The sequence below is a fragment of the Pseudomonas sp. CFBP 13711 genome (assembly GCF_014842265.1).
Taxonomy (GTDB): Bacteria; Pseudomonadota; Gammaproteobacteria; order Pseudomonadales; family Pseudomonadaceae; genus Aquipseudomonas.
On record NZ_JACYVI010000018.1, the window covers coordinates 25,814 to 47,175 of the forward strand.

Annotated in this window: 17 protein-coding genes; 12 read left to right on the forward strand and 5 right to left on the reverse strand. The window is 58.8% G+C overall.

The window, feature by feature from the left end:
• Positions 1-196: 196 nt before the first annotated feature.
• Positions 197-1,195, forward strand: coding sequence for a bile acid:sodium symporter family protein (locus tag IFT47_RS24805; RefSeq protein ID WP_192174775.1), 999 nt, complete (start codon positions 197-199; stop codon positions 1,193-1,195).
• Between the two features lie 1,412 nt (positions 1,196-2,607).
• Here IFT47_RS24805 and IFT47_RS24810 read toward each other — a convergent pair.
• The 4 genes from IFT47_RS24810 to IFT47_RS24825 all read right to left on the reverse strand — a co-directional run bounded on the left by IFT47_RS24810 (position 2,608) and on the right by IFT47_RS24825 (position 9,412).
• On the reverse strand, positions 2,608-3,081 hold the full coding sequence (locus IFT47_RS24810) for a DUF2947 family protein (protein ID WP_192174799.1): 474 nt from the start codon (positions 3,079-3,081) through the stop codon (positions 2,608-2,610).
• 100 nt (positions 3,082-3,181) lie between these two features.
• Positions 3,182-3,808 (reverse strand): hypothetical protein, encoded by a 627-nt coding sequence (locus IFT47_RS24815; RefSeq protein WP_192174774.1) that lies wholly within the window; start codon positions 3,806-3,808, stop codon positions 3,182-3,184.
• Positions 3,809-4,049: 241 nt separating this feature from the next.
• A complete protein-coding gene (locus IFT47_RS24820; RefSeq protein ID WP_192174773.1) occupies positions 4,050-8,555 on the reverse strand; it encodes an RHS repeat-associated core domain-containing protein in 4,506 nt (1,501 codons plus the stop codon).
• 413 nt (positions 8,556-8,968) lie between these two features.
• Complete coding sequence (locus IFT47_RS24825) at positions 8,969-9,412, reverse strand: hemerythrin domain-containing protein (RefSeq protein ID WP_192174772.1); 444 nt, start codon at positions 9,410-9,412, stop codon at positions 8,969-8,971.
• 208 nt (positions 9,413-9,620) lie between these two features.
• Between IFT47_RS24825 and IFT47_RS24830 the strand changes: the two genes are divergently transcribed.
• The 3 genes from IFT47_RS24830 (at position 9,621) to IFT47_RS24840 (ending at position 12,753) form a co-directional block, all read left to right on the forward strand.
• On the forward strand, positions 9,621-10,562 hold the full coding sequence (locus tag IFT47_RS24830; protein WP_192174771.1) for an aliphatic sulfonate ABC transporter substrate-binding protein: 942 nt from the start codon (positions 9,621-9,623) through the stop codon (positions 10,560-10,562).
• Between the two features lie 15 nt (positions 10,563-10,577).
• Entirely contained in the window at positions 10,578-11,903 is a 1,326-nt protein-coding gene (locus tag IFT47_RS24835; RefSeq protein ID WP_192174770.1) for an LLM class flavin-dependent oxidoreductase, read from the forward strand.
• Positions 11,904-12,030: 127 nt separating this feature from the next.
• A complete protein-coding gene (locus tag IFT47_RS24840) occupies positions 12,031-12,753 on the forward strand; it encodes an alpha/beta hydrolase (protein ID WP_192174769.1) in 723 nt (240 codons plus the stop codon).
• Positions 12,754-12,776: 23 nt separating this feature from the next.
• Here IFT47_RS24840 and IFT47_RS24845 read toward each other — a convergent pair whose 3' ends face one another.
• The gene (locus tag IFT47_RS24845; RefSeq protein WP_192174768.1) at positions 12,777-13,631 is read right to left on the reverse strand and encodes a LysR substrate-binding domain-containing protein; all 855 of its coding nucleotides are present in this window, start codon (positions 13,629-13,631) and stop codon (positions 12,777-12,779) included.
• 320 nt (positions 13,632-13,951) lie between these two features.
• Between IFT47_RS24845 and IFT47_RS24850 the strand changes: the two genes are divergently transcribed.
• Genes IFT47_RS24850 through IFT47_RS24885 form a run of 8 tightly spaced genes read left to right on the forward strand, consistent with a single transcriptional unit; the run spans position 13,952 to position 21,336 of the window.
• The gene (locus tag IFT47_RS24850; protein WP_192174767.1) at positions 13,952-14,794 is read left to right on the forward strand and encodes a transporter substrate-binding domain-containing protein; all 843 of its coding nucleotides are present in this window, start codon (positions 13,952-13,954) and stop codon (positions 14,792-14,794) included.
• Between the two features lie 52 nt (positions 14,795-14,846).
• Positions 14,847-15,695, forward strand: coding sequence for a transporter substrate-binding domain-containing protein (locus IFT47_RS24855; protein WP_192174766.1), 849 nt, complete (start codon positions 14,847-14,849; stop codon positions 15,693-15,695).
• A 16-nt stretch (positions 15,696-15,711) separates the two neighbouring features.
• Positions 15,712-17,151: an FAD-binding oxidoreductase gene (locus IFT47_RS24860; RefSeq protein ID WP_192174765.1), complete on the forward strand. Its 1,440-nt coding sequence runs from the start codon at positions 15,712-15,714 to the stop codon at positions 17,149-17,151.
• Positions 17,148-18,365: an aminotransferase class I/II-fold pyridoxal phosphate-dependent enzyme gene (locus IFT47_RS24865; protein ID WP_192174764.1), complete on the forward strand. Its 1,218-nt coding sequence runs from the start codon at positions 17,148-17,150 to the stop codon at positions 18,363-18,365. Before IFT47_RS24860 ends, IFT47_RS24865 begins: the two co-directional genes overlap by 4 nt.
• Complete coding sequence (locus tag IFT47_RS24870; protein ID WP_192174763.1) at positions 18,362-19,096, forward strand: amino acid ABC transporter permease; 735 nt, start codon at positions 18,362-18,364, stop codon at positions 19,094-19,096. The genes IFT47_RS24865 and IFT47_RS24870 overlap by 4 nt, the downstream gene beginning before the upstream one ends.
• A complete protein-coding gene (locus IFT47_RS24875) occupies positions 19,086-19,874 on the forward strand; it encodes an amino acid ABC transporter permease (protein WP_192174762.1) in 789 nt (262 codons plus the stop codon). The genes IFT47_RS24870 and IFT47_RS24875 overlap by 11 nt, the downstream gene beginning before the upstream one ends.
• Positions 19,861-20,700: an amino acid ABC transporter ATP-binding protein gene (locus IFT47_RS24880; RefSeq protein ID WP_192174761.1), complete on the forward strand. Its 840-nt coding sequence runs from the start codon at positions 19,861-19,863 to the stop codon at positions 20,698-20,700. Before IFT47_RS24875 ends, IFT47_RS24880 begins: the two co-directional genes overlap by 14 nt.
• A gap of 39 nt (positions 20,701-20,739) precedes the next feature.
• Positions 20,740-21,336 carry a cysteine dioxygenase family protein gene (locus IFT47_RS24885; RefSeq protein WP_192174760.1) on the forward strand — a complete coding sequence of 199 codons (597 nt, stop codon included), beginning with the start codon at positions 20,740-20,742 and terminating at the stop codon, positions 21,334-21,336.
• The last annotated feature ends 26 nt before the right edge of the window (positions 21,337-21,362 follow it).

Consider the following 21,362-nt stretch of genomic DNA (forward strand, 5'->3'; position numbering starts at 1 on the left):
GCTTGTCGACGCAATGTCTGGCAAGCGGCTCCCGCTGCTTCTAGTGGGACCGGCTTTAACCGGGAATGGGTCATCGGTAGGTCCAGATCGTCCGGAGTGTCCGTTAGCCGCTATTGATCGCCATATTGGCGTTAGTCGGCAGGTACATTGCGCGCTAAAGTGACGGGCATGTTCCTGGCACCTTCGGATGACGCAGATGACCCGCCCCCGTTTTCTCCCTGACAATTTCACCCTCATGCTGATCACCGTGGTGATCATCGCGAGCTTCCTGCCGGCCACCGGGCAGGTGGCCGTCGGTTTTGGCTGGCTGACCAACATCGCCATCGCGCTGTTGTTCTTTCTTCACGGCGCCAAACTGTCCCGCGAATCAATCATCGCCGGCGCGGGGCACTGGCGCCTGCATTTGCTGGTGTTCGGGCTGACATTCGTCCTGTTTCCCTTGCTCGGCCTGGCACTCAAACCCGTGCTGTCGCCCCTGATCGGCAAAGACCTGTACATGGGCATTCTGTACCTGTGCGCGCTGCCCGCGACGGTGCAGTCGGCGATCGCCTTCACCTCACTGGCGCGCGGCAATATCCCGGCGGCGATCTGCAGCGCGGCGGCCTCCAGCCTGTTCGGGATATTCCTGACCCCGCTGCTGGTCACGCTGTTGCTGAACGTCCACGGCGAAGGCGGCTCGACCCTCGATGCGATCGTCAAGATCAGCGTGCAGTTGCTGCTGCCGTTCATTGCCGGCCAGATCATGCGGCGCTGGATCGGCGCCTGGGTCGGACGCAACAAGAACTGGCTGAAATTCGTCGATCAGGGCTCGATCCTGCTGGTGGTCTACGGCGCGTTCAGCGAGGCGGTCAACGAAGGCATCTGGCAGAAGACGCCAATCTGGGACTTGGCCGGGCTGGTGTTGGTGTGCTGCCTGCTGCTGACGCTGGTGCTCGTGGCTGCGACCTTGCTGTCCAAGCTGTTCGGCTTCAATCAGGAAGACCGCATCACCATCCTGTTCTGCGGCTCGAAGAAAAGTCTGGCGACCGGCGTGCCGATGGCGCAAGTGCTGTTTGCGGGGAGCACGATTGGGTTGTTGATCTTGCCGCTGATGCTGTTTCACCAGATTCAACTGATGGTGTGTGCGGTGGTGGCCCAGCGGTATGCGAAGCGGGCGGAGCCAGTGGCGGAGTTGATGGCGCAGGTTGATCCTTGATTCTGGTGATCAACTGACTGGCGTGATGGAAAAGCCCCGATGATTCGGGGCTTTTTGCGTTTGGAGGGGGGCGATGGTCAGTTAGTCTGAAATGGTTGATTGCATCAGTCTAAAAGGACTGTCGCTGTCAGACTGATTTCCTGGTTTCGTATTGCCTCCTGGCAGCGTCAGCCACATCTTCATCCTCAGCACTTAACAGGTTTACAAGTACTTCCAAAGGAGTCTTTTTGTTCAAAGCTATTCCACTTTTCACCATAGGATCAGGATCTTGCGAAAGGAACGCAAACAACTCCAGCGACAGTTTTCGCTTACTTGCTATGAAATACCTGCTTTCAGGATGCGACTCGCATAGCTCTTCTAGGATCTCAAGTGGAATTGTTTTGTTGTGTATTACCCATTGCACGTAATCGGGATATCTCTAGATCAGTTCACGCCATACAGCAAGAGGCGCGTCCTCCATGGCAGACCTGTCCTATTCAGCCTTGAGACGGCTAGCGCGTAGGGTTACAAATTCTTCAGCCGATGTGATCATGTTTGCCTTGCATATGAAATTTTTGGATGTCGATGGGCTAAGCCGTTTAACCTCAGGTTAAAAGTATTAAAGGGGGCCGTCCCCTTTTAGCCCCTATCGCCCACGACCAGCTATACCCGTATAAGAAATTTCTATGGGCGTAAAAGTAGGGTAAGTGAAGTTGAAAGCGTCCTTGCCCAGCCACTTTTGATCTATGCAAAAACGTTACTGAGATCTAACCCATTCAACCATTTTTTTGATGATGAGCTCCAACAGAGACACCCTTGCTATGATTACGAGTACACAACCCATGTCCTTGTCGCGATACGATACTAGTGAATCAGTGTCCTCATCGAGCACTATCCTAAGGATTTTACTGGTAGTTTTATTTCGTGCCGAGAATATAGGATTACCGTCCCTAAACGGCGTGCCGTTTGAAAAGGCAGTATTATAAAAAGGTGCCTTGAAGTTTTTTGAATCTACTCCGCTCGCGTGACACTCAGTTAAGAAATAATCATATAGGTATTGCTCCAGCTGAACATACAACTGCTCGTCATTCAAGTAATCGTCGAACATGAAGTTATTCCGTAAACGCCTTGCCAGTAATAATTTCAATATCAATACGTTCGTGCTTGGCGTCTTTCACCTTAAAGGTGCGACTGATCGAAGCATCTACACCCCCGCACTTTGCCCCATTGTTGATGTATTTTCCCGCTCTTCTGAAAGCATTCTCACGGACGTCGAGATCCTTTTTGTGAAGTTTTGCCTCTAGCTAACTTAGCTGTTGGGAGGAAAGGGGCAGATTTATTTATAGCGTTAAGCAAGTGAACTTCCTGGTTTGCAAGATGAGGTTATAGAGTTGTAATATTAAAGGGGGTCAGCCCCTTTAGTTAAGGAAGTTTTAGCCATCAAGGCCCGTGCCAGGGGTCAGTAAATCGCCATAAAAAAATGTGTCTTCAAAAGAATATATAGCCTTCGAGCTATTGACCACTAGCAGAAGGGAGTCTTCATCCGATGGGTAGAAAAAATCGTCCCAGGCTTTTATAAATATATCCTTGGGAACTATCGCCGCTGAGCGTCCACCCCAGACAAACCAAATAAAGCCAGCCTCATTTAATCTGAACTTGAAGAACTCGGCTGACTCAGCACTTTCAGAAAAGCTTAGTGTAGATTTTTCATGGCGCTTGAAATTGTTACTAGTTAGCTCCATCAGGTTTTTTGTGGGAATAAATGCGTCCCAGAGCCGTTGTGATTGGGGTTCATTAAACAAAATAATGCTTGCCTTTTCCTGGTCAGACAGCAGGCAATCATTAGAGTTGAATCGCCAAGCGACAGGGTATGTCTCGACATCAAAAAAATAAGCATTTTTAGTCATGGAATATGTGCCCTGCTTCACCTGTTTTCTTGCCCGCACTCCAGTCTTTCCACTTGATGTAGGGAGGAGCTAAAGGGGTCCGTCCCCTTAATTCGTCTGCTTAAACATGCTTGTCTTTAGCTTCCAAAGCCTTGACTAGGCGACGGTAAGCGGACGAATAGTGCCGCTTCTTCAGAGTAATGCGACTCCGTTCAAATATGTGAAAGTCCATTGTATATTTTATAGCGTTGGTCGCAGCTTTGTTTAGTATCCCCATTTCATCATAATCACTTTCTAGAGTCTCAACCTGATAGCCATCCCTCTGGTTTTTATGGCTAAACCGCACTACCAGTGAATCATCGAAAATTACCGCACCATCTTTTTTGTCATGAAAAAAATAGAACGTCAGCGGTTTAATAAGTTCAGGATAGTGTTGACTGTAGCTAATGTATTCCTTTAATAAGGATGTAAGCCTAACTCCTTTCAAGACTCTGAAGCCACTCCCTACTTGCTGGTCCTTAAAAAAATAGCGCTTGAATACCACACCTACAGAGCTTGTTTTGTGAGTTACATTGTAGAGTTGCTCAAAAAAGTGATAGTCATCGACTTCGCCTGCTAGCTCGTAGTCGTGAGCGATAAGTTCGTCTGGTGAAAAGCTCTTGAGTCCGAGTGCCTCAGGGCTTTTGATTGTGGCATCCTTTAAAAAGAGTAAGAGGATCTCGAAAAAAGATAATTTTAATGCTTTCATGATGGCTCCATTTTTTTATTTAGAGATTGGATTTGTTCCGTTGGCGTAATGTTTCTTCAAGATGCTACCTACCTCGTTTAGCTCAGTGACCCTTCCGGAGTTTGGGTTATGCGAAATTCCTGCCTGTGCAGCTTTGACCAGGCGATCCACATTTTTCGAGTCGTCAAGATAGCTGGCCACACACTTACATGCTTTGCGCCAGTGAGATTTGCTCATGTTGCGTGTCGCTCTATCAGCCGGCTCAAGTATCACATGCGAGCCTTCTGTATCCGGTATCAAAGTTATATGGCCACCCTTTCGGCGATAGGCCTGGTCCGTAAACATTGACGTGTACACCTCGCGCTAGCACATCCGGTCCGGCGGTTTGTGCTTTTACTTCGTGACCCGCAAGTCCCAGAGGATCAACAAAGCCGACTGGATTGGCTGCGTACGTATAGAGGTTTAACCCCCCCGTGTAACCTATCGGATCCTTGCTGATAAACCGCCCGACCTTTGGATCATAGTACCGATGGCGGTTGTAGTGCAGGCCGGTTTCGTGGTCGTGGTACTGGCCCTGGAACCGGATCGGGTTGGTCAGGCCGACTTGTTGGGCGAACTCGGAGCGCTGTTCGGTTGCTTCACCCCACGCTTTGTATTGGGCGCTCCAGGCGGTGTTGCCGTTTTGATCGGTGATTTCCTGGGGCGTGCCGAGGTGGTCGCACTGGTACCAGGCGAGGGCGTCGATTGGCAGTGCGACTGGCTTGTAGGTCCAGAGCGGATCTTCTTTGAAGTTGTAGCGCCCTTCGTAAGTGGGTTGGCTTACGAGGCGGATGGTTTCGTGGCGGATGGCCTGCGCCACGGGAACGAAGGTGCCGGGCTCATGGATGTAGTGGACGGTGCGGCCGAGGGCTCCGGCGTGGGGCGGAGGGCTGCTTTCCCAGGCGAGGTTGTCGCCGTCCCAGCCGTACAGGGTGAAGCCGCAGCCGAGTTCGCGCTCTTTGCTGGCGTGTTCGTTTTCGTTCCAGCCTGTGCCGGCTTCGGGACGTGGCCTGTATTGCGCTTTCGAGAATTTGTAGAGGCGGCGTCCGAGGGGGTCGTAGCCGAAGTCCACAGTCAGACGCGGATCTCGAAAATGCACAAGGCGATCAAAGAGGTCCCAGTGCAGTTCGCTGCGCAGGCCGTTGGTCCAGCGCTCGGTCTGGTTGCCGCGTTCGTCGTATTCGTAGTGGTTGCCGGCGTAGTCGCGCAGCAGGTTGTCGACGAGTTTGTTTTGAGCCGGCTCGGGGTCTAGTGGGCGGCGCGCGGGTGCGGCGCTGTCATCGAGCAGGTTGCTCGCAGGGTCGAAGGCGAAGGTTTCCACGCCCAAGCGGCTGGTTGCGCTGAGCAGGCGACTGACCGGGTCGTAGCGGTATGAGAGCGGGCCTCGACGGCTGTCATTGATGTCGGTGAGTTGGCCAGCTGCGTCGTATCGGTAAGCACGTTTGATCAGGACGGATTTATCGTCGCTGCGCCCTAACAATTGTTCCTGCAAGCGTCCCGCTGGGTCCCAGGTTTGGGTTTGCAGCAAGCTGTTGCCTTGATGGCGGGCCACTTCGCGGTGCAGGTCATCGCGTTCGTAACTGAGCAGTTCGTGCTCGTCGAGCTTCATACCGAGCAGATGGCCGCTGCCGTAGGTCAGCCAGCTGACGCGATGGCCGTCCGGGCGAATGGTCGCGAAGCGGTTATTGAGCGCGTCGTACTCATGCTGCCAGACGGCAACCAGTGGTTTATCCAAGTTCGAGTAATGCTGGTGCTCGCGCAGTAAATTGCCAGCTGGGTCGTGAAACCATTGCAGGCGACTGGCCGCGTTGGTCGCCATGACCAGATTTCCGTTGCCGTCATAGGCGAAGGTTTCGCTTTGCGACTTGTCGCCGAGGGTCGCATGGCGTTTGGCCAGGCGGCCCATGGGGTCGAAGGTCAGCGCAATCGTGCGCTGGCCATTCACCGTCTGAGCAAGCCTTCCTGTTTCGGGATCATATTGATAGCGGCTAGAACGCCCATCGAAACCTCGCTCTTCCAGCAGCCTGCCCACAGGATCGTAGTGAAAATGCGCACTGCGTTCGTTTTCGTTTTCCAGCGCCACCAGCCGGCCAAGTTTGTCCCAGCGGTAACGCAAGGTTTGTTCGGCGGCATCGACACGTTCGGCGATAAATCCCGCAGCGCTGTAGCGCCAGGTGGTGCAGCGCTCCAGGCCATCGGAATGGGCGAGTAAACGACCTTCGGCGTCGCGGCTAAAACGTTCTTCGGGTTTGTCCGGATGCTTGATCAACACCAACTGGCCGGCTTTGTATTCGTACGTCGTGCTATGCCCGGCCGGGTCGGTGAAGCCAACCATCTGGCCGCGTTCGTCGTATTCCCAAGTGCTGACCTTGCCCGAGCAGTCGGTGTACTTAACGAGCTGACCCGCGTCGTTGTAGGCCAACGACTTGGTATTGCCGTTGGCGTCCTTGATCGCCGTAGGAAGACCAAACGAGTTGTAGGCGTACTCAGTGACGTTCTCTAGCGGATCAATCGCCTCAACGAGATTGCCGCGAAGGTCATAGTCCCGTTTCCACAGCCCACCCTCGCCATCGCTGATTTTTATCAGATGGCTTTTTTCGTCGTAGGCGTAATTCATCACGCTGTGATCAGCGCGGGTGTGCTCGGTCAGGTTGCTGAGTTTGTCGTAGCGATAGCGGTCGGTACTGCCGTCGGTATGAACGTGGCGGATGATGTTTTTCGCGGCGTCGCGGAAGAACCATTCGGAACGGCCATCGGCATGACAAATGCGGTAGGTGTAACCCAGGCTATCGTAGTAATGCCGGGTTTCATGACCCAAAGCGTCAGTGATGTAGGTCAGACGGATGTTTTCATCCCACGCCAATCGCGTGTCAAAACTGCCGTCGTCCGCCCATTCGCGGATGGCTTTCGCGTCGGGGCCCGTGCCTTGCCACTGCAAATTCAAACCACGACTGGTACGGTCGGTGTAACGAGTAATCAGGTGGTCCTGATACTGATAACGCCAGGCAGCGCCGTTCTCGTCCTGAGCCAGAACAAGGTCACCAAAATCATCGTATCGATACGCGCACAGTTGGCGTTTGACGTCGCCATCACGCACTTCCCAAAGGCCCGTCAGACGCCCTTGGTCATCAATCAACGTGCCCAGGCGAAGATGGACTTTACGGGCGTCCTTCTCCCGATAAGTGACCAGCTCGGAGAGCACCAACCCCCCACCGTGCCGATGCTCGTAATGCAGCATCACCCCGGCGCCATTGGGCAAAACCTTGTTGATCAGAACAAAACGGTCACCCCGGCGAACATAGGTCTCCCTGTGCTCCAGGCCCCGCATCAGCACCAACCGATCCTTGCTGAGGCGAATGACGGTCAGATTTTCAATGGCGTTGAAGTGAAACAGCTTGACCTTGGGAAGGGGGAACTCATGGCTGCGTCCGTCGAAGTCATGAAACACTAAACCGTCGCCGACGAGATCGAAGCGTGTAGTAAACGGCGTGATCCAGCGTGCGCCAATGACGTCCTGATCGTAAGCATCCAGACTCGAACAATAAGTCCGCGTCCACTCAATGGGAAAAGGCCCCGGCAGGCTGAAATCGGTATGGCTTACCGACTCCGAACCCATCGCAAAACTGATGCTCCTCGCCGTCGACCCACAGGCACATTCACAAGGGCACGGACACGTACAGTTCTTCCGCTTGTTAGGCCGGGCTTTCGCAGGCTTCTCGAATCCAACCGTCTCCAGCTTCCCTTCGCCGCCCTGGCGCCTGGCCTGATTAACAACCCCCGGCTTGATGTTGAAGGCTTGCCCATGCCCATTGCGCGAACGCCAACTGACGACTGCCCCAGCCAACGTCTGCAGCAACGCCCCAATCGAGTTCTGAACCCCTGGATCCGCTAGACCATTAATCTGGACCCGAAGCTCTGACCCCATGGCACGCAACGACTCGACCTGCCTGCGGATCGGGTCTTTCAGCGCTTCAGGCACAAGATGTTCGATGGTGCCGTTGACGATTTTTTGGCCGGCGGCGATGTAAACATCGGCAACCGCGATGAAGATGTTGGAAATCGCGCCTTTGGGATCGTAGTCCCACTGCTTGCGCCCATCGCTGATCAGTTGCACCGCCTCAAGCAGATTGCCCTCGGCATCGAGATCGCCGTTGACCACGCTTTCCAGACCCTTGGCGATCTCATTCAGCACGCCTTCGCCGAGTTTCCCCGCGTCATCGAGAATTCCAGCAAGCTTCCCCTGCGCCTGGGTCACAAAATCATCAAGGGTCCCGACGATGTCGGCATTGAGGTGCCCGACCAGCACCTCGATCAGCGAATCACCCAGCACCATCTTGCCCGCCTGACGCATCTCCTGGCGCACCAGAAACAGCGTCGGCCGCAGGCTCATTCGCGCTGCCGCCATGGTCGGCGGCGTCGGCAAGACGCCAATCAGATTGATGCCCAAGCTGACCCAATCCAGCGGGTCGCGATTCTCGCTCGTGGCCAGCCGAACGATGTCATTCAGCGCATCGACCAGTGCCATGATGTTGCCCACCACGGGCAAAAATCCCGCAGCGTTCTTGATCCGCTCAAGCGAAACGACCCCGCCGCTGATGTCCTGCAGCCAGGCATCGACGTTCGCCGCACCGGCGCCAACGTCCTCAAGCTGAATCAGATCAAGCGGAACGATCGCCACCTGAGGCTCGTTTTTTGCGTCACTGCCGGACGTAACTGCGGGGTTTGCCAACGATGCTCTCCGTGCTCAAGAAACCATCCGAAAAGGCCTGAATGCCAATCCGGGGGCCACGGAGATATCAAGGGCTGTGCCAGCTATGATTTAGTCGATAAAAATCAATGAGTTAAGGAGGAATGCGGAAGGTTTGAGCGAACGCCAAACCAGAGAACCCATAAAGCCTGCGCAAGAAGTTGCGCACGGCTGTGCAACGTCTTGCGCACTCGCCTGCAGGCCAAAAACGACGTGGCTTCTAGAGCTGTAGGGCCTCTAAAGCACGCAATCAAGTGCGCAACTTCTTGCGCACTCCACCAGACCCGCACCCAACCGCTCTTCACCCGAAACACGGCATCGCCAACAAAATGCGGCAGCGAAAAACGACCAAAAAAAAGCCCCGAAATTCGGGGCTTTTCAGCATTCAGAGCGGCTCAAGCTTTGGCCAATTGCTCCTCATACTCCTTGTGATACTCACGGGCCAGCGATTGCTTCTGCTTGTCGTCCAGCAGTTTGCCCGCCGACTGGAAGAACTTCTGCTCTTCTTCCTTCAGGTGGTGATGGACCTTCTCCGACAGCTTCTTGGCCGTGGCCATCCAGGACGGGCTGGACATCTCGGTTTCGTCGAGCTCTTCCATCATCTCATCCATTTCATGGTGCTCGGAAATGGCATGGCGGCTGAGGTCGACGCCGTTGTCGAACTGCATCAACGGGATATAGAAGAAGCGCTCTTCGGCGGTTTCGTGGGCCTGCAGTTCAGCTTTCAGCTGTTTGTAGACCTCGACACGCTCCTCGCTGTCGCCATGGGTTTGGATCAAGGCATCGGCATAGCCGCGTTGCCGGTCATGACTCTCTCTCAGGGCTTCAAAAATGTTCACGGGTGCTCCTTGGTTCGGCGACGGACTGATGTGCTTATCCCTAGACCGCAGCGGGTATTCAGCCGTTCCGTTGCGCTTCGGGCATATGCATAGATCTATAAGTTTCTTTCATAACCCACGTCGTTTTTTATAATGAAAGTGAAGCTGTTTCGATGTGCTCATTCGTTTTTGCGCTGAGCGCTCCTCCTGTGCCCGTTCAAGGATCCTCATGTCCCTGCGAAAGATCATCGTGGCCGCAGCATTAATGCTGGCGACCCTCACCGCTCACGCCGAGCAGGTCATCAACATCGGCTATCAGCGCTCGTCCACGCTGTGGATTCTGCTCAAGAACGACGGCCAGTTGGAGGAACGGCTCAAGCCGCTGGGCTTCACCGTCAACTGGCATGAATTCAGCAGCGGGCTCTTGAGTGCAATGAACGCCGGCAGTGTGGACCTGCATGCCGATGTCGCCGATGCGTTTGCCTTGTTCACGCAAGCGGCGAATGCGCCGCTGACCTACTACGCCCGTGAGAATCCTTCCCCGACAGCGCAGGCCATCATCGTCCCGGACAGCTCACCGATTCGCAGCGTTGCCGACCTCAAGGGCAAAACCGTCGCGGTGTCGAAGGGCTCGGGCAGTCATTTTCTGTTGATTTCGGCCCTGAAGAGCGCCGGGCTGACCCTCAAGGACATCAAGCCGATTTACCTGGAGGCGCCCGATGGTGTCGCCGCGTTTGCCAGCGGCAACGTCGACGCCTGGGCGATCTGGGACCCTTTCCTGGCGACCCAGCAACGCGAGCATCATGTTCGCGTGCTGACCGACGGCTCCGGCGGCATTGCCAACTACAACCGTTTTTACGTGGCCAACACGAGCTTCGCCAAGGCCCATCCCGAGGTGCTGCAAGTGGTGTTCGAAACCTTGCATCAGGCCGGGCAGTGGGTGAAAGGTCATCCCAAGGAAGCCGCGGCGAATCTGGCGCCGCTGTGGGGCAACATCCCGCCTGAGACCGTCGAGCTGGCCAACAGCCGACGCAGCTACGACATCGTCCCGGTCAAGGTGGATGAACTGGCCGAACAGCAGCGCATCGCCGACTTCTATTTTGAAGCCGGGATGATCCCCAAAGCGCTGAAGGTGTCCGACATCGCTGTCTGGACCCCGCACGCCCAATAAGTCAGGAGCGCGATCATGAGTCGTCACATTCACCTGTCGGCGTTCCTGCTGACCGGGCCGGTTATTCACAGTCATGCGGTCTGGCGCCATCCCGAAACGGTCGGCCATTACCTGGATCCCGAGTATTACGCCCGCACGGCGCGGGTGGTGGAGGAGGGCCTGTTCGATTTTCTGTTCTTCGCCGACCGGCTGGCGGTGGGTGACCAGATGGGCGGCTCGCGGGACGTGGCCCTGCGGTATGGCGCGCAGGATGCGACGCGTCTGGACCCGCTGCCGATTCTGTCCTACCTGGTCGGGCAAACGAGCAAGCTCGGCCTGGGCGCTACCCGCTCGACGACCTATTACGAGCCGGCGCACATCGCTCGGGAGTTCGCCACGCTGGATCATCTGTCCAAAGGCCGCGCTGCCTGGAACATCGTCACGTCGATGAATGACAGCGAAGGGCGCCTGTTCGGCAAGGACAAGCACCTTGAGCACGACCTGCGCTATGACCGCGCTGACGAGTTCGTCGAAGTGACGCTGAAGTTGTGGCGCAGCTGGGGGCCGGATGCGCTGAAGCTGGACCGGGAAAGCGGCGTGCTGGCCGACCCGTCGAAGATCACCTCGGTGAAGCACCACGGCGAGTGGTTCAAGGTTGAAGGGCCGCTGAACATCCCGCGCACGCCGCAGGGGCGTCCGGTGCTGATTCAGGCCGGCTCGTCGGGGCGTGGACGGCGTTTCGGCGCGCGCTGGGCCGAGGCGATTTTCACCATTCACCCGCACCTCAAGGCCATGCACGCGTTTCGCCAGGACGTGCGCGAGCAGGTCGTCGAGCAAGGCCGCCACGCCGACAGCTGCAAGGTGCTGACGGCGGTGATGCCGTTTATTGGTGGCAGCGAAGCCGAGGCGCGGGCCAAGCGCGACAAGCACAACGCATTGGCGCGCCCGGAACTGGGTCTGGTCACCCTGGCGTCGCAACTGAACGTCGATCTCTCTCCGTTTCCGCTGTCTGCGACGCTGGCAGAGATCGCACGCTCGCCGTCTATACCGCCTGCTGCGGCGGAGAAGCTGCTGATGCAAGGGCCGGACACGACGCTGGAGGAACTGGGCCGGATTTTCGCCAGCAGCGTACGGGTGCCGCAGCTGGTCGGCACGGGGGCACAGATTGCCGATCAACTGGCGGAGATGTTCACCCTGGGCGGTTGCGACGGCTTCGTCATTTCCCCGGCATATCTGCCGGGCTCGTTCAGCGAGTTTGTCGAAAGCGTCATTCCACACCTGCAACGCAAAGGGCTGTTTCGCACAGCGTATGAAGGCTCGACCCTGCGTGAGCATCTGGGGTTGGAGGCGCTGGACTCCTGAACCCTGCGCCTGAGAAATTCATACTCCGTACAGCCAGCTGACAGCTTTGCGCGATCATTGACGGGCTGACATTCGCGACATGCTGCGTATGATGAGCCCGACGTTTTTCGCAAAAAGGCTCACGCTCATGATGAAGTTTTTCGCCGCGCTGCTGTGTGTGTTTACCGGCATGGCCCACGCAGAACCCGCGCTGCTCACCGACCTTGGGCTGCCGTATCTGGCGGCGGCGCCCGCTGAATCCAGAGACAAACCCCTGATCATTTTCCTGCACGGCTATGGCAGCGACGAGCGCGACCTGCTCGACATCAAAAACGATCTCTCCCCGGGTTACACCTACCTCTCCGTGCGCGCGCCGCAGGAAGTCGACGGCGGCGGCTACAAGTGGTTCACCCAGGACACCGACCAAGCCGAATACGAAGGCGTGACCAGCGATGTCGACAAAAGCACCGACTTGCTGCGGACCTTCATCCAGCAGGCCACCGAGAAATACCAGACCCAGCCCGACAAAGTGATCCTGGTCGGCTTCAGCCAGGGCGCGATGATGAGCTACCAGATCGGCCTGCAATACCCGGAACTGGTACACGGCATCGCACCGCTGAGCGGCAAGATTCTCGCGTCCCTCCATTCACGCCTGAAGCCCGATGAGCGCCTGAAATCGCTGAAAGTGTTCATCGGCCATGGCTCCGCCGACACCCGCGTGCCTTACTCGGGCGCAACCGATGCCAAGGCGGTGCTGGAGAATCTGCTGATCGTTCCGGAGTTTCATTCCTACGCCGGGGCGGGGCATACGATTACAACGGCTGAAGTGGCGGACTTGAAGCACTGGCTGGAAGCGCAACTGCAAAAATAATCACTTGGAAGAGGCCAGGGCCGCTATAGGCCCTGACTGCCACGAATCAATTCATACGCCCGGCGCGCCAGCGGATTTACCGTATTGGGACGAATCCACAGGTAATAAGTGACGTCGGGCATTCGCGGCAGACCGTCGGCTTCCCCCAGTACCCGCATGTCCGGCCCGAGCATCTCCATGCTGCGCGCCGTGACGCCAAGGCCCGCGCGCGTGGCCGCCTTGATGCCGATCAGGTTTGACGCCAGGTACGCCTGACGCCACTCGATGTCGGCGCGCTCCATTGCTTCGATGGCATAGCGCCGGTAAATACTCGGCTCGTCCACCAGAATGAGCGGTATCGGTTCGCCCGGGACATGCAGGTACTGCGCCGAGCAGATCCACCAGACCGGCGACGTGCGCAGGGCGAATCCTTCCAGCGCCGAATCCTCGCGGGTCGAGATCACCATGTCGACCTTGCCCCGATGCAAATCCTCCATCAGAAACGGGCTTCGACCGACGTCGATCTCCAGTCGCAGCTTCGGCGCAGAACGGGCGATGTGGCTGAGGATGGGCGGCAGGATGGTGTCGGCGATGTCGTGGGGCGAGCCGATGCGCAGGACGCCGCTCATAGTGCTTTCGCGAAGGGAGTTGAGCGCGTCGTCGTTCAGCGAAAGCATCTGTCGGGCATGGCGTAACAGCTGCCGACCGGGTTCGGTGAGTTGCTTTTGACGGCCCTGTTTCTGGAACAGGCTGACGCCAATCTGCTGCTCCAGACGCTGCATGTGTTGCGTCACCGACGACTGCGTGCGCGACAGGTGCGCCCCCGCGCCAGCGAAGCTGTGGTAATCGACGACGGCGACGAAAGTGCGCAGCAGTTCGAGGTCTAGGGTCGAGGACATTGGTGGTTACTCGTTTAAACGGTTCATTACCCGAAGCGCTATCCCTTGTAGGAGTGAGCTTGTATTACATCAGCTGAACGGGCTAATACATTACGTTTTTTTATGAATGGGGAAAGCCCTGTCTCTAAAAATATCGATCAGACTCAACAAAACTGCGCTTATGCTTTTTTGTTTTAAGGCCCGAAATCAGAAAGTTATAACCATATTTGATATTTGCATTTCCGCTCCGGCAGTTCCCTCCCTAGCATGCAGCTCATTACAAGGCGCTGACGCATAACCCGTCTCAAGCGCCGAGCCGATGTCCATCTGAGGGGAAGTCCATGCCGTCCACGCGTTTGCCGATTGCTCGTATCCTGCCGCTGATGATCGGCGCCGCCGTGATGCTGGGCGCCAGTTTGGCGGCGCAGGCCGATGCCACGCTTGACAAGATCGAGCAACGCCATCGTCTGGTGGTCGGTGTGCTGCTGTCCGGCGGCCCGTTTGGCTCCATTGACCCGAAGACGCAGAAACCCGAGGGCCTGAATGTCGACATGGCCCAAGACCTCGGTCGTCAGCTCGGCGCCGACGTGGAACTGGTGCCCGTGCTGCCCGCCAACCGTGTGCAGTTCCTGCAGCAGGGCAAGGTCGATCTGCTGATCGCCAACATGGAGTGGACCGCCGAGCGCGGCCAGCAACTGGGCTTCGTACCCACCCCGTTCTATCGCGTCGGCGGCACGGCGGCCGTGCTCAAAGACAGCAAGATCACCCGCTGGGAAGACCTGAAAGGCCAACCGGTCTGCACGTCCCAGGGCAGCAGCTACGTCAAGCCGCTCACCGAATTCGGCGCTGAACTGAAGGCATTCAAAAGCTCCTCGGAGTCGTTGCTCGCCTTGCGGGGCAACAACTGCGTCGCGGCCGTGCACGACGCCACGCTGATCAATCCATTGGTGGCCGACAGCCCGGAATGGCAGAACTACCGCGCCTTCAGTCCCGAACTCAATCCTGCGCCGTCTGTGATCTGGACCCGCCCCGGCGAGACCGACACCCAGGCGAAACTCGACGCCATCGTCAAAGGCTGGCACCGGACCGCCTGGCTGATCGACGCCGAGAAGCGCCACCACATCACCCCGGCCTCGCCAGCGCTGGTCGAGCTGCACGACAAGTTCCAGGCCGCGGGCGCCTGAGTTGCTGCTCTTTTTCGCCCGGTTTTTCAGGTTTCCTACAAGGCATTCGTTCATGAGCAGCTTTTCCATCGGCAAGACCCTGTCCGCTATTGGCCTCTCGATCGGCCTGGCAATGGGGGCGACCCTGGCCCACGCCGACGCGACGCTGGACAAGATCAATCAGCGCCACAAAATCAGCATCGGCGTGATCCTCAGCGGCCCGCCGTTCGGCACCATCGATCCGAAGACCGGCGAGCACCTGGGCTACAACGTCGAGCTGGCCAAGGGGATCGCGCAGAAGCTCGGCGTCGAAGTCGAAACCGTTTCCGTGCTGGCCCCCAACCGCGTGCAGTTTCTGCAGCAGGGCAAGGTCGACATCCTGATCGCCAACATGCAGTACACCGATGAGCGCGCCGAGATTCTCGACTACGCGCCGACGCCCTACGAAGAAGTCGGTGGCGCCGCGCTGATCCGCAAGGGCGCGGGCATCAGCAAATGGGAGGACCTCAAGGGCAAGCCGGTTTGCGTGTCTCAGGGCAGCAACTTCATCAAGCCATTGCAGGAAACCTACGGCGCTGAAATCAAAGCGTTCCGCAGCCAGTCCGAGTCGCTGTTGTCCCTGCGTGGCAACGGCTGCGTGGCCGCCGTGCACGTCAGTCCGACCATGCGCGCGCTGCTGGATGATCCGGAGTGGGCCGACTACAACCTCCCGCTGGCCAACGACCTGATCCCGTCGAAATCGGTGATCTGGGTGCGCAAGGGCGAGCACGATACCGAGGCAAAAATCGACGCGATCATTCGCGACTGGCACCGCAGCGGCTGGCTGATCGAACTCGGCGAACGCACTGGCATGGCCCCCTCTCAAGCCCTGCGTGACCTGCACGAACAGTTCCGCAACGCAGCGCCGCTTGCCACCAAATGACCCCAGGAGGCCAGCGATGAACAGCGATCTGTTCCAGACGTTGCAGCAACTGATCGGCGCCAGCCATGTGCGGCCGGGCGCCGAATCTGCGGCGCAACTGACCGACAAGCAGGGCAGCTACGTCGGTCGGGCGCTCGCTGTCGTGCGTCCGGCCAACACCGACGAGGTCGCGGCGGTGGTCCGCGCCTGTGTCGCCCACATGGCACCGATTGTCGTGCAGGGCGGCAACACCGGCCTGATGGGCGCGGCAACCCCGGATGCCAGCGGGCGTTCGGTGCTGTTGCTGCTCGATCGCTTGAATCGCGTGCGCCAGATCGATACCGACAACGACACGCTCACTGTCGAGGCCGGCTGCATCCTGCAGAACATTCAGGAGGTGGCCCGGGAAGCAGGGCGTCTGTTTCCCCTCAGCCTGGGCGCGGAGGGCAGTTGCACCATCGGCGGCAACCTCGGTACCAATGCGGGCGGCACCGCGGTGCTGCGTTACGGCAACACCCGCGAGCTGACCCTGGGCCTGGAAGTGGTCACCGCCGAGGGCGAGATCTGGCACGGGCTGCGGGGTCTGCGCAAGGATAACACCGGTTACGACCTGCGTGACCTGTACATCGGCAGCGAAGGCACCTTAGGCATCATTACGGCGGCGACGCTTAAACTGTTTCCGCTGCCCAAAGCGCAAAGCACTGCGTTTCTGGCGTTCGATTCGCTGGGCCAGGCGGTGAGTTTCCTGTCCCATGCCCGCGCCGGTTTCGGTGCCAGCCTGACCGCATTCGAACTGCTCACCGCCGATTGCCTGGCGTTGTTGCGCGAGCAGTTCCCCGAAGGTCCGCAGCCGTTTTCGAATGCCGCTCAACCCTGGTTCGCTTTGCTGGAACTGTCCGATAACCACAGCGAAGCACACGCGCGTCAGGCGTTCGAGGACGTGTTGGGCAGCGCCTTCGAAGAGGGCCTGCTGGCTGATGCGCTGATTGCCGAAAGTCTGGCCCAGAGCGAGGCGCTGTGGCTGCTGCGCGAGAACATGAGCGACGCGCAGAAGCGGGCCGGACGCAACATGAAGCACGACATCTCGATCCCGATTTCGCGCATCGTCGAATTCGTCGAACACACCGACGCCTTGCTGCAACAACACTTCCCCGGCGTGCGCAATTTCACCTTCGGTCACCTGGGCGACGGCAACCTGCATTACAACGTCGCCCACCCACTCGATTCCACCGTCGAGGCACACATGACCCATTACTCCGAACTCAGCCAACGGGTGCACGACAGCGCCCATGCGCATGGGGGTTCGATCAGCGCCGAGCATGGCATCGGCCAACGCAAGCTGAGCATGCTGCCGCGATACAAAAGCGCCGTCGAACTGGACCTGATGCGCCGCATTAAACAGGCGCTGGACCCTCTCAATCTGCTCAATCCAGGCAAGGTCCTGGCGAGCGTCGAAAGCCGGAGCACCGCCCCATGAGTGTTCGTTTGTCCAAGCGTATCCAGCGCGTTTCGCTGTCCGCCAACGCGGCGGCCAAATCCCGGGCCAGCGCCTTGCGTGAGGCCGGTCGCGACATTCTGGACCTGACCACCGGCGAGCCGGATTTCGACACACCTGAGCACATCAAGCAGGCCGCGTACGCCGCCATCGATGGCGGTGCGACCAAGTACACACCGACACCCGGTGTGAAGGCGTTGCGCGAGGCCATTCAGCGCAAGCTGCAGCGAGAGAACCGGTTGGACTACGCGCTGCCTTCGATTGTCATCGGCAACGGCGCCAAGCAGGTCATCTTCAACGCCTTCGCCGCGACCCTGGACGAGGGCGATGAAGTGCTGGTGCCGGTGCCTTACTGGCCGTCGTTTCCGGACATCGTGCGGGTCAACGGCGGCGAGCCGGTGTTCATCGAATGCGGCCTGGAACAGGGCTGCAAACTGACCCCCGCGCAAATGGAACAACACATCAACGATCGCACCCGCTGGCTGATCCTCAACGGCCCCGGCAACCCGAGCGGCGCGGTGTACAGCGAAGCGGAGCTGCTGGCGCTGGCCGAGGTGTTGCGTCGTCATCCCCACGTGCTGGTGCTGCTGGACGAGCTGTACGAGCACATTCGTTTCGACGGTCAGTCTGCGCTGAGCCTGCTCAACGTCGCGCCGGACCTGCAATCCCGTGCCCTGTTGATCGGCGGGGTGTCCAAGACCTACGCCATGACCGGCTGGCGCATCGGCTTCGGCGCCGGCCCTCAAGCCCTGACCGGCGCGATGACGGTCATGCAGTCGCAATCCACGTCCGGCGCTTCGTCGGTGGGGCAGGCGGCGGCATTGGCAGCGTTCGAAGGCGGCCTGGGTTTCTTGCCGGACCAGATCCAGGCTTACCGGCAACGCCGCGATCTGTTGGTGGCCGCGTTGACCGACGTAGACGGCCTTGATGTGCTCCTACCCGAAGGTGGATTTTTTGTCTTTGTCCGCTGTGCCGGATTATTGGGACGCGTTCGTCCCGATGGCCAGCGCCTGACTAACGACAGCGACGTGGTGGATTACCTGCTGGAGCAGGGCGTGGCCGGGGTGGCCGGCAGTGCTTACGGTCTGTCCCCGTGGTTCCGTTTGTCCATCGCAACGGCCACCAGCAGCGTGATCGAGGCTGGACGGCGCATCGCCAACGCCTGCGCCCGGTTGCGGGTCGAGGCGCTGGCATGAGTCATTGGCTTGAAGGGTTCGTGCACTGGACGGCCGCGTTCGGCCTGAACTACAGCTTTTTGCTGGACGCCTATCAGCGCGGTTCGATGGTCAATGGCGCGCTGACCACCGTCTTGCTGTGCGTGTTCACCCTCATCGGTAGCCTGATCGCGGGCGTGGGGCTGGCGGCGATGCTGACCAGCGGCAAGCCCTATCTGGCCAGACCTGCGCGGGCGTTCATCGAAGTGACCCGCAACACGCCGACGCTGGTGCAGCTCTACTGCGCGTTCCTGGTGCTGAACATGCTGCTGACTCAGGCCGTTGGCGCTGCGAACCCGCTGACGCCGTTCGCCTGGGTGGTCATCGTGATCTCCCTGCACAAGGGCGCGTTCCACGCCGAAGCCTTGCGCGCCGGCATTGAAGCGGTGCCGAGCGTGACGCTGGAAGCGGCGAGCTCCCTGGCCTTCAGCAGCCGCCAGTTGCTATGGAACGTGCAACTGCCGCTGGCGATGCGTTTTGCGCTCCCTTCGCTGATCAACAACCTGATCGATCTGGTGAAAATGACGGCGGTGGCGTCGGCCATTGCCGTAGGCGACATCACCTACGCCTCGATCATGATCTGGACCCAGAGCGACAACGTGCTGGAACTGATGATTCTGCTGCTGGCGTTTTTCGGCCTGCTCAGCTTCGTCGTCAACTGCGTGGGCCGTGCCCTCGAAGCCAAATTGAGGATGCCCGGTTATGGCCATTGATTCGTCTGTGGGCGTGCCGGCCGGGTGGCCGCGTCGGCATCCGGGCACGCTGGTGCTGCTGGCCGCGGTGCTGCTCTGGCTGGTCTTCGGCGCCCCGAAAAGCCCGGTGTTTGCGGCGCTCCTGGAGTGGTCGCCAGCGCTGGCGACGGGCTTTGCCCAGAACATTCTGATCAGCCTGCTGGCGATTGCCATCGGCTCCGTGCTCGGCCTGCTGGTGGGTGCGCTGGCGGTGTCGCCGCTGTGGATCACCCGGCTGCCCGCGAAGATCTGGGTGCAGGTATTTCGTAACGCGCCTTGGCTGGTGCTGATCTATTTCACCACCTACGTTTTCCCATTCGAGCTGCACATCGGTACGTCCTGGATCTCGTTTCCGGACTGGGTGAAAGTCACCCTCGGCCTGGCGTTGCCCGCCAGCGCCAACGTCGCGGAAATCTTTCGCGGCGCCATCGGTTCGATACCCGGCACGCAGTGGGAAGCCTCCCGCTCGCTGGCCTTCACACGCGGTCAGATCTTCCGTTCGATCATCCTGCCGCAGTGCTTCAAGCGCATGTTGCCGCCGTGGATGAACCTCTATGCGGTGATCACCATGGGCACCGCGCTGGCCTCGCTGGTGGGTGTGCATGACCTGATCGACACCGCGCAGATTGCCAGCAACACGGTCAACCGGACCGGCTTCACGGTGCTGATCTACTTCAGCGTGCTGGCCCTGTTTTTCGCCTACTGCTATCCGATTTCCCGATTCACTCAATTCCTGGAGCGACGTTATGCCTTCTCCTGAAACGCGCGTCGGACAACCCCTGGTCAGTCTGCGCGACATTCACCTGTCGTTTGGCAGCAATCGAGTGCTCAAGGGCATCGACCTCGACGTGCAGCGCGGCCAGGCGGTGTCGATCATCGGCCCTTCGGGTTCCGGGAAGTCGACCATCCTGCGCTGCATCACCGGCTTGCTGCAGACCGAGCGCGGCAGCATCCGCGTGGGCGACACCGATGTGCACACGCTCAAGACCGAGGCGCAGCGCATCGAACTGCGCAAACGCGTGGGCTTCGTGTTCCAGCAGTACAACCTGTTCCCGCATTTGTCGGTGCTGGAAAATCTGGTGATCGCGCCGCGCAAAGTGCTGGGCGAATCAGCGGCCAACGCTGAAAAGCACGCGCACGAACTGCTCGCCAAAGTGCGCATGGAACACAAGGCCGATGCCTATCCGGGTCAGCTGTCCGGCGGTCAGCAGCAACGCGTTGCCATTGCGCGGGCATTGGCGATGAGGCCGGAACTGATCCTGTTCGATGAAGTGACGTCGGCCCTCGACCCGGAGACCGTCGGTGAAGTGCTGGCGGTGATTCGCGAGCTGACCGAAGAGGGCATGACCTGCGTGCTGGTCACCCACGAAATGCGTTTCGCGGAGGACATCAGCGATGTCGTGTATTTCACCGAAAACGGCCTGATCGTCGAGCACGGCAGCCCCGAACACATCTTCCAGCGCCCGACCCATGAGCGGACCCAGACGTTTTTGCGCCATGCCCTGGGCGACGCCGGACGCCGTCCGGTCGCCAGTGGCGACCCGTTTCTGTTGAGCAATATCAGCCGTTACAGCCTGTCGGTCTGAGCCGGGCCTGTTGGCCTGAACACACATAAGGAGCACCTGATGAGCATCGAGAACCGCAGCCAAGTCGTCGAAGCCTTTCTGCAACAGATACGCGCGATTCACCAGCGCGGCGTCGATCGCGAGGCATTGAAAAGCATCGTTACGCTACTCGAGGGACTGGCGGAGCGTCGTGATCTGTTCAACTTCGACACCTTTCCTGCACCCGTGCCGGGGGAGGGCGACACCGCGTTCCGCTACCGTCTGAACGACGACGGCGAGACCCCGACGCTGTACATGAACTCACTGCTGCCGGGCAAAAGTACGCTGCCCCACAACCATGAAACCTGGGCGGTGATCGTTGCGGTCGAGGGGCAGGAGATCAATTACGTGTGGGCGCGCACGGACGACGGCAGTGATCCGGCAATCGCCCGGCTCGCGCTGGAAAAGGAAGTGGTGGTGCAGCCCGGAACGCCCATCAGCTTCCTCGGTGAAGACCTGCACGGCATCAAGGTCGAGGGCGAGCAACCGACCCTGCATTTCCACTTGTACGGGCGCCCGCTGGAATCCTTGAACGGGCGCTATGGCGTGAACCAGGAAGGCAAGGTGCTCAATTACAACGCCTCGCAAATGGCCCCGTCGATCAAGGCCTACGCCTGATGGCGCTCTACAACAGAATCACGAGA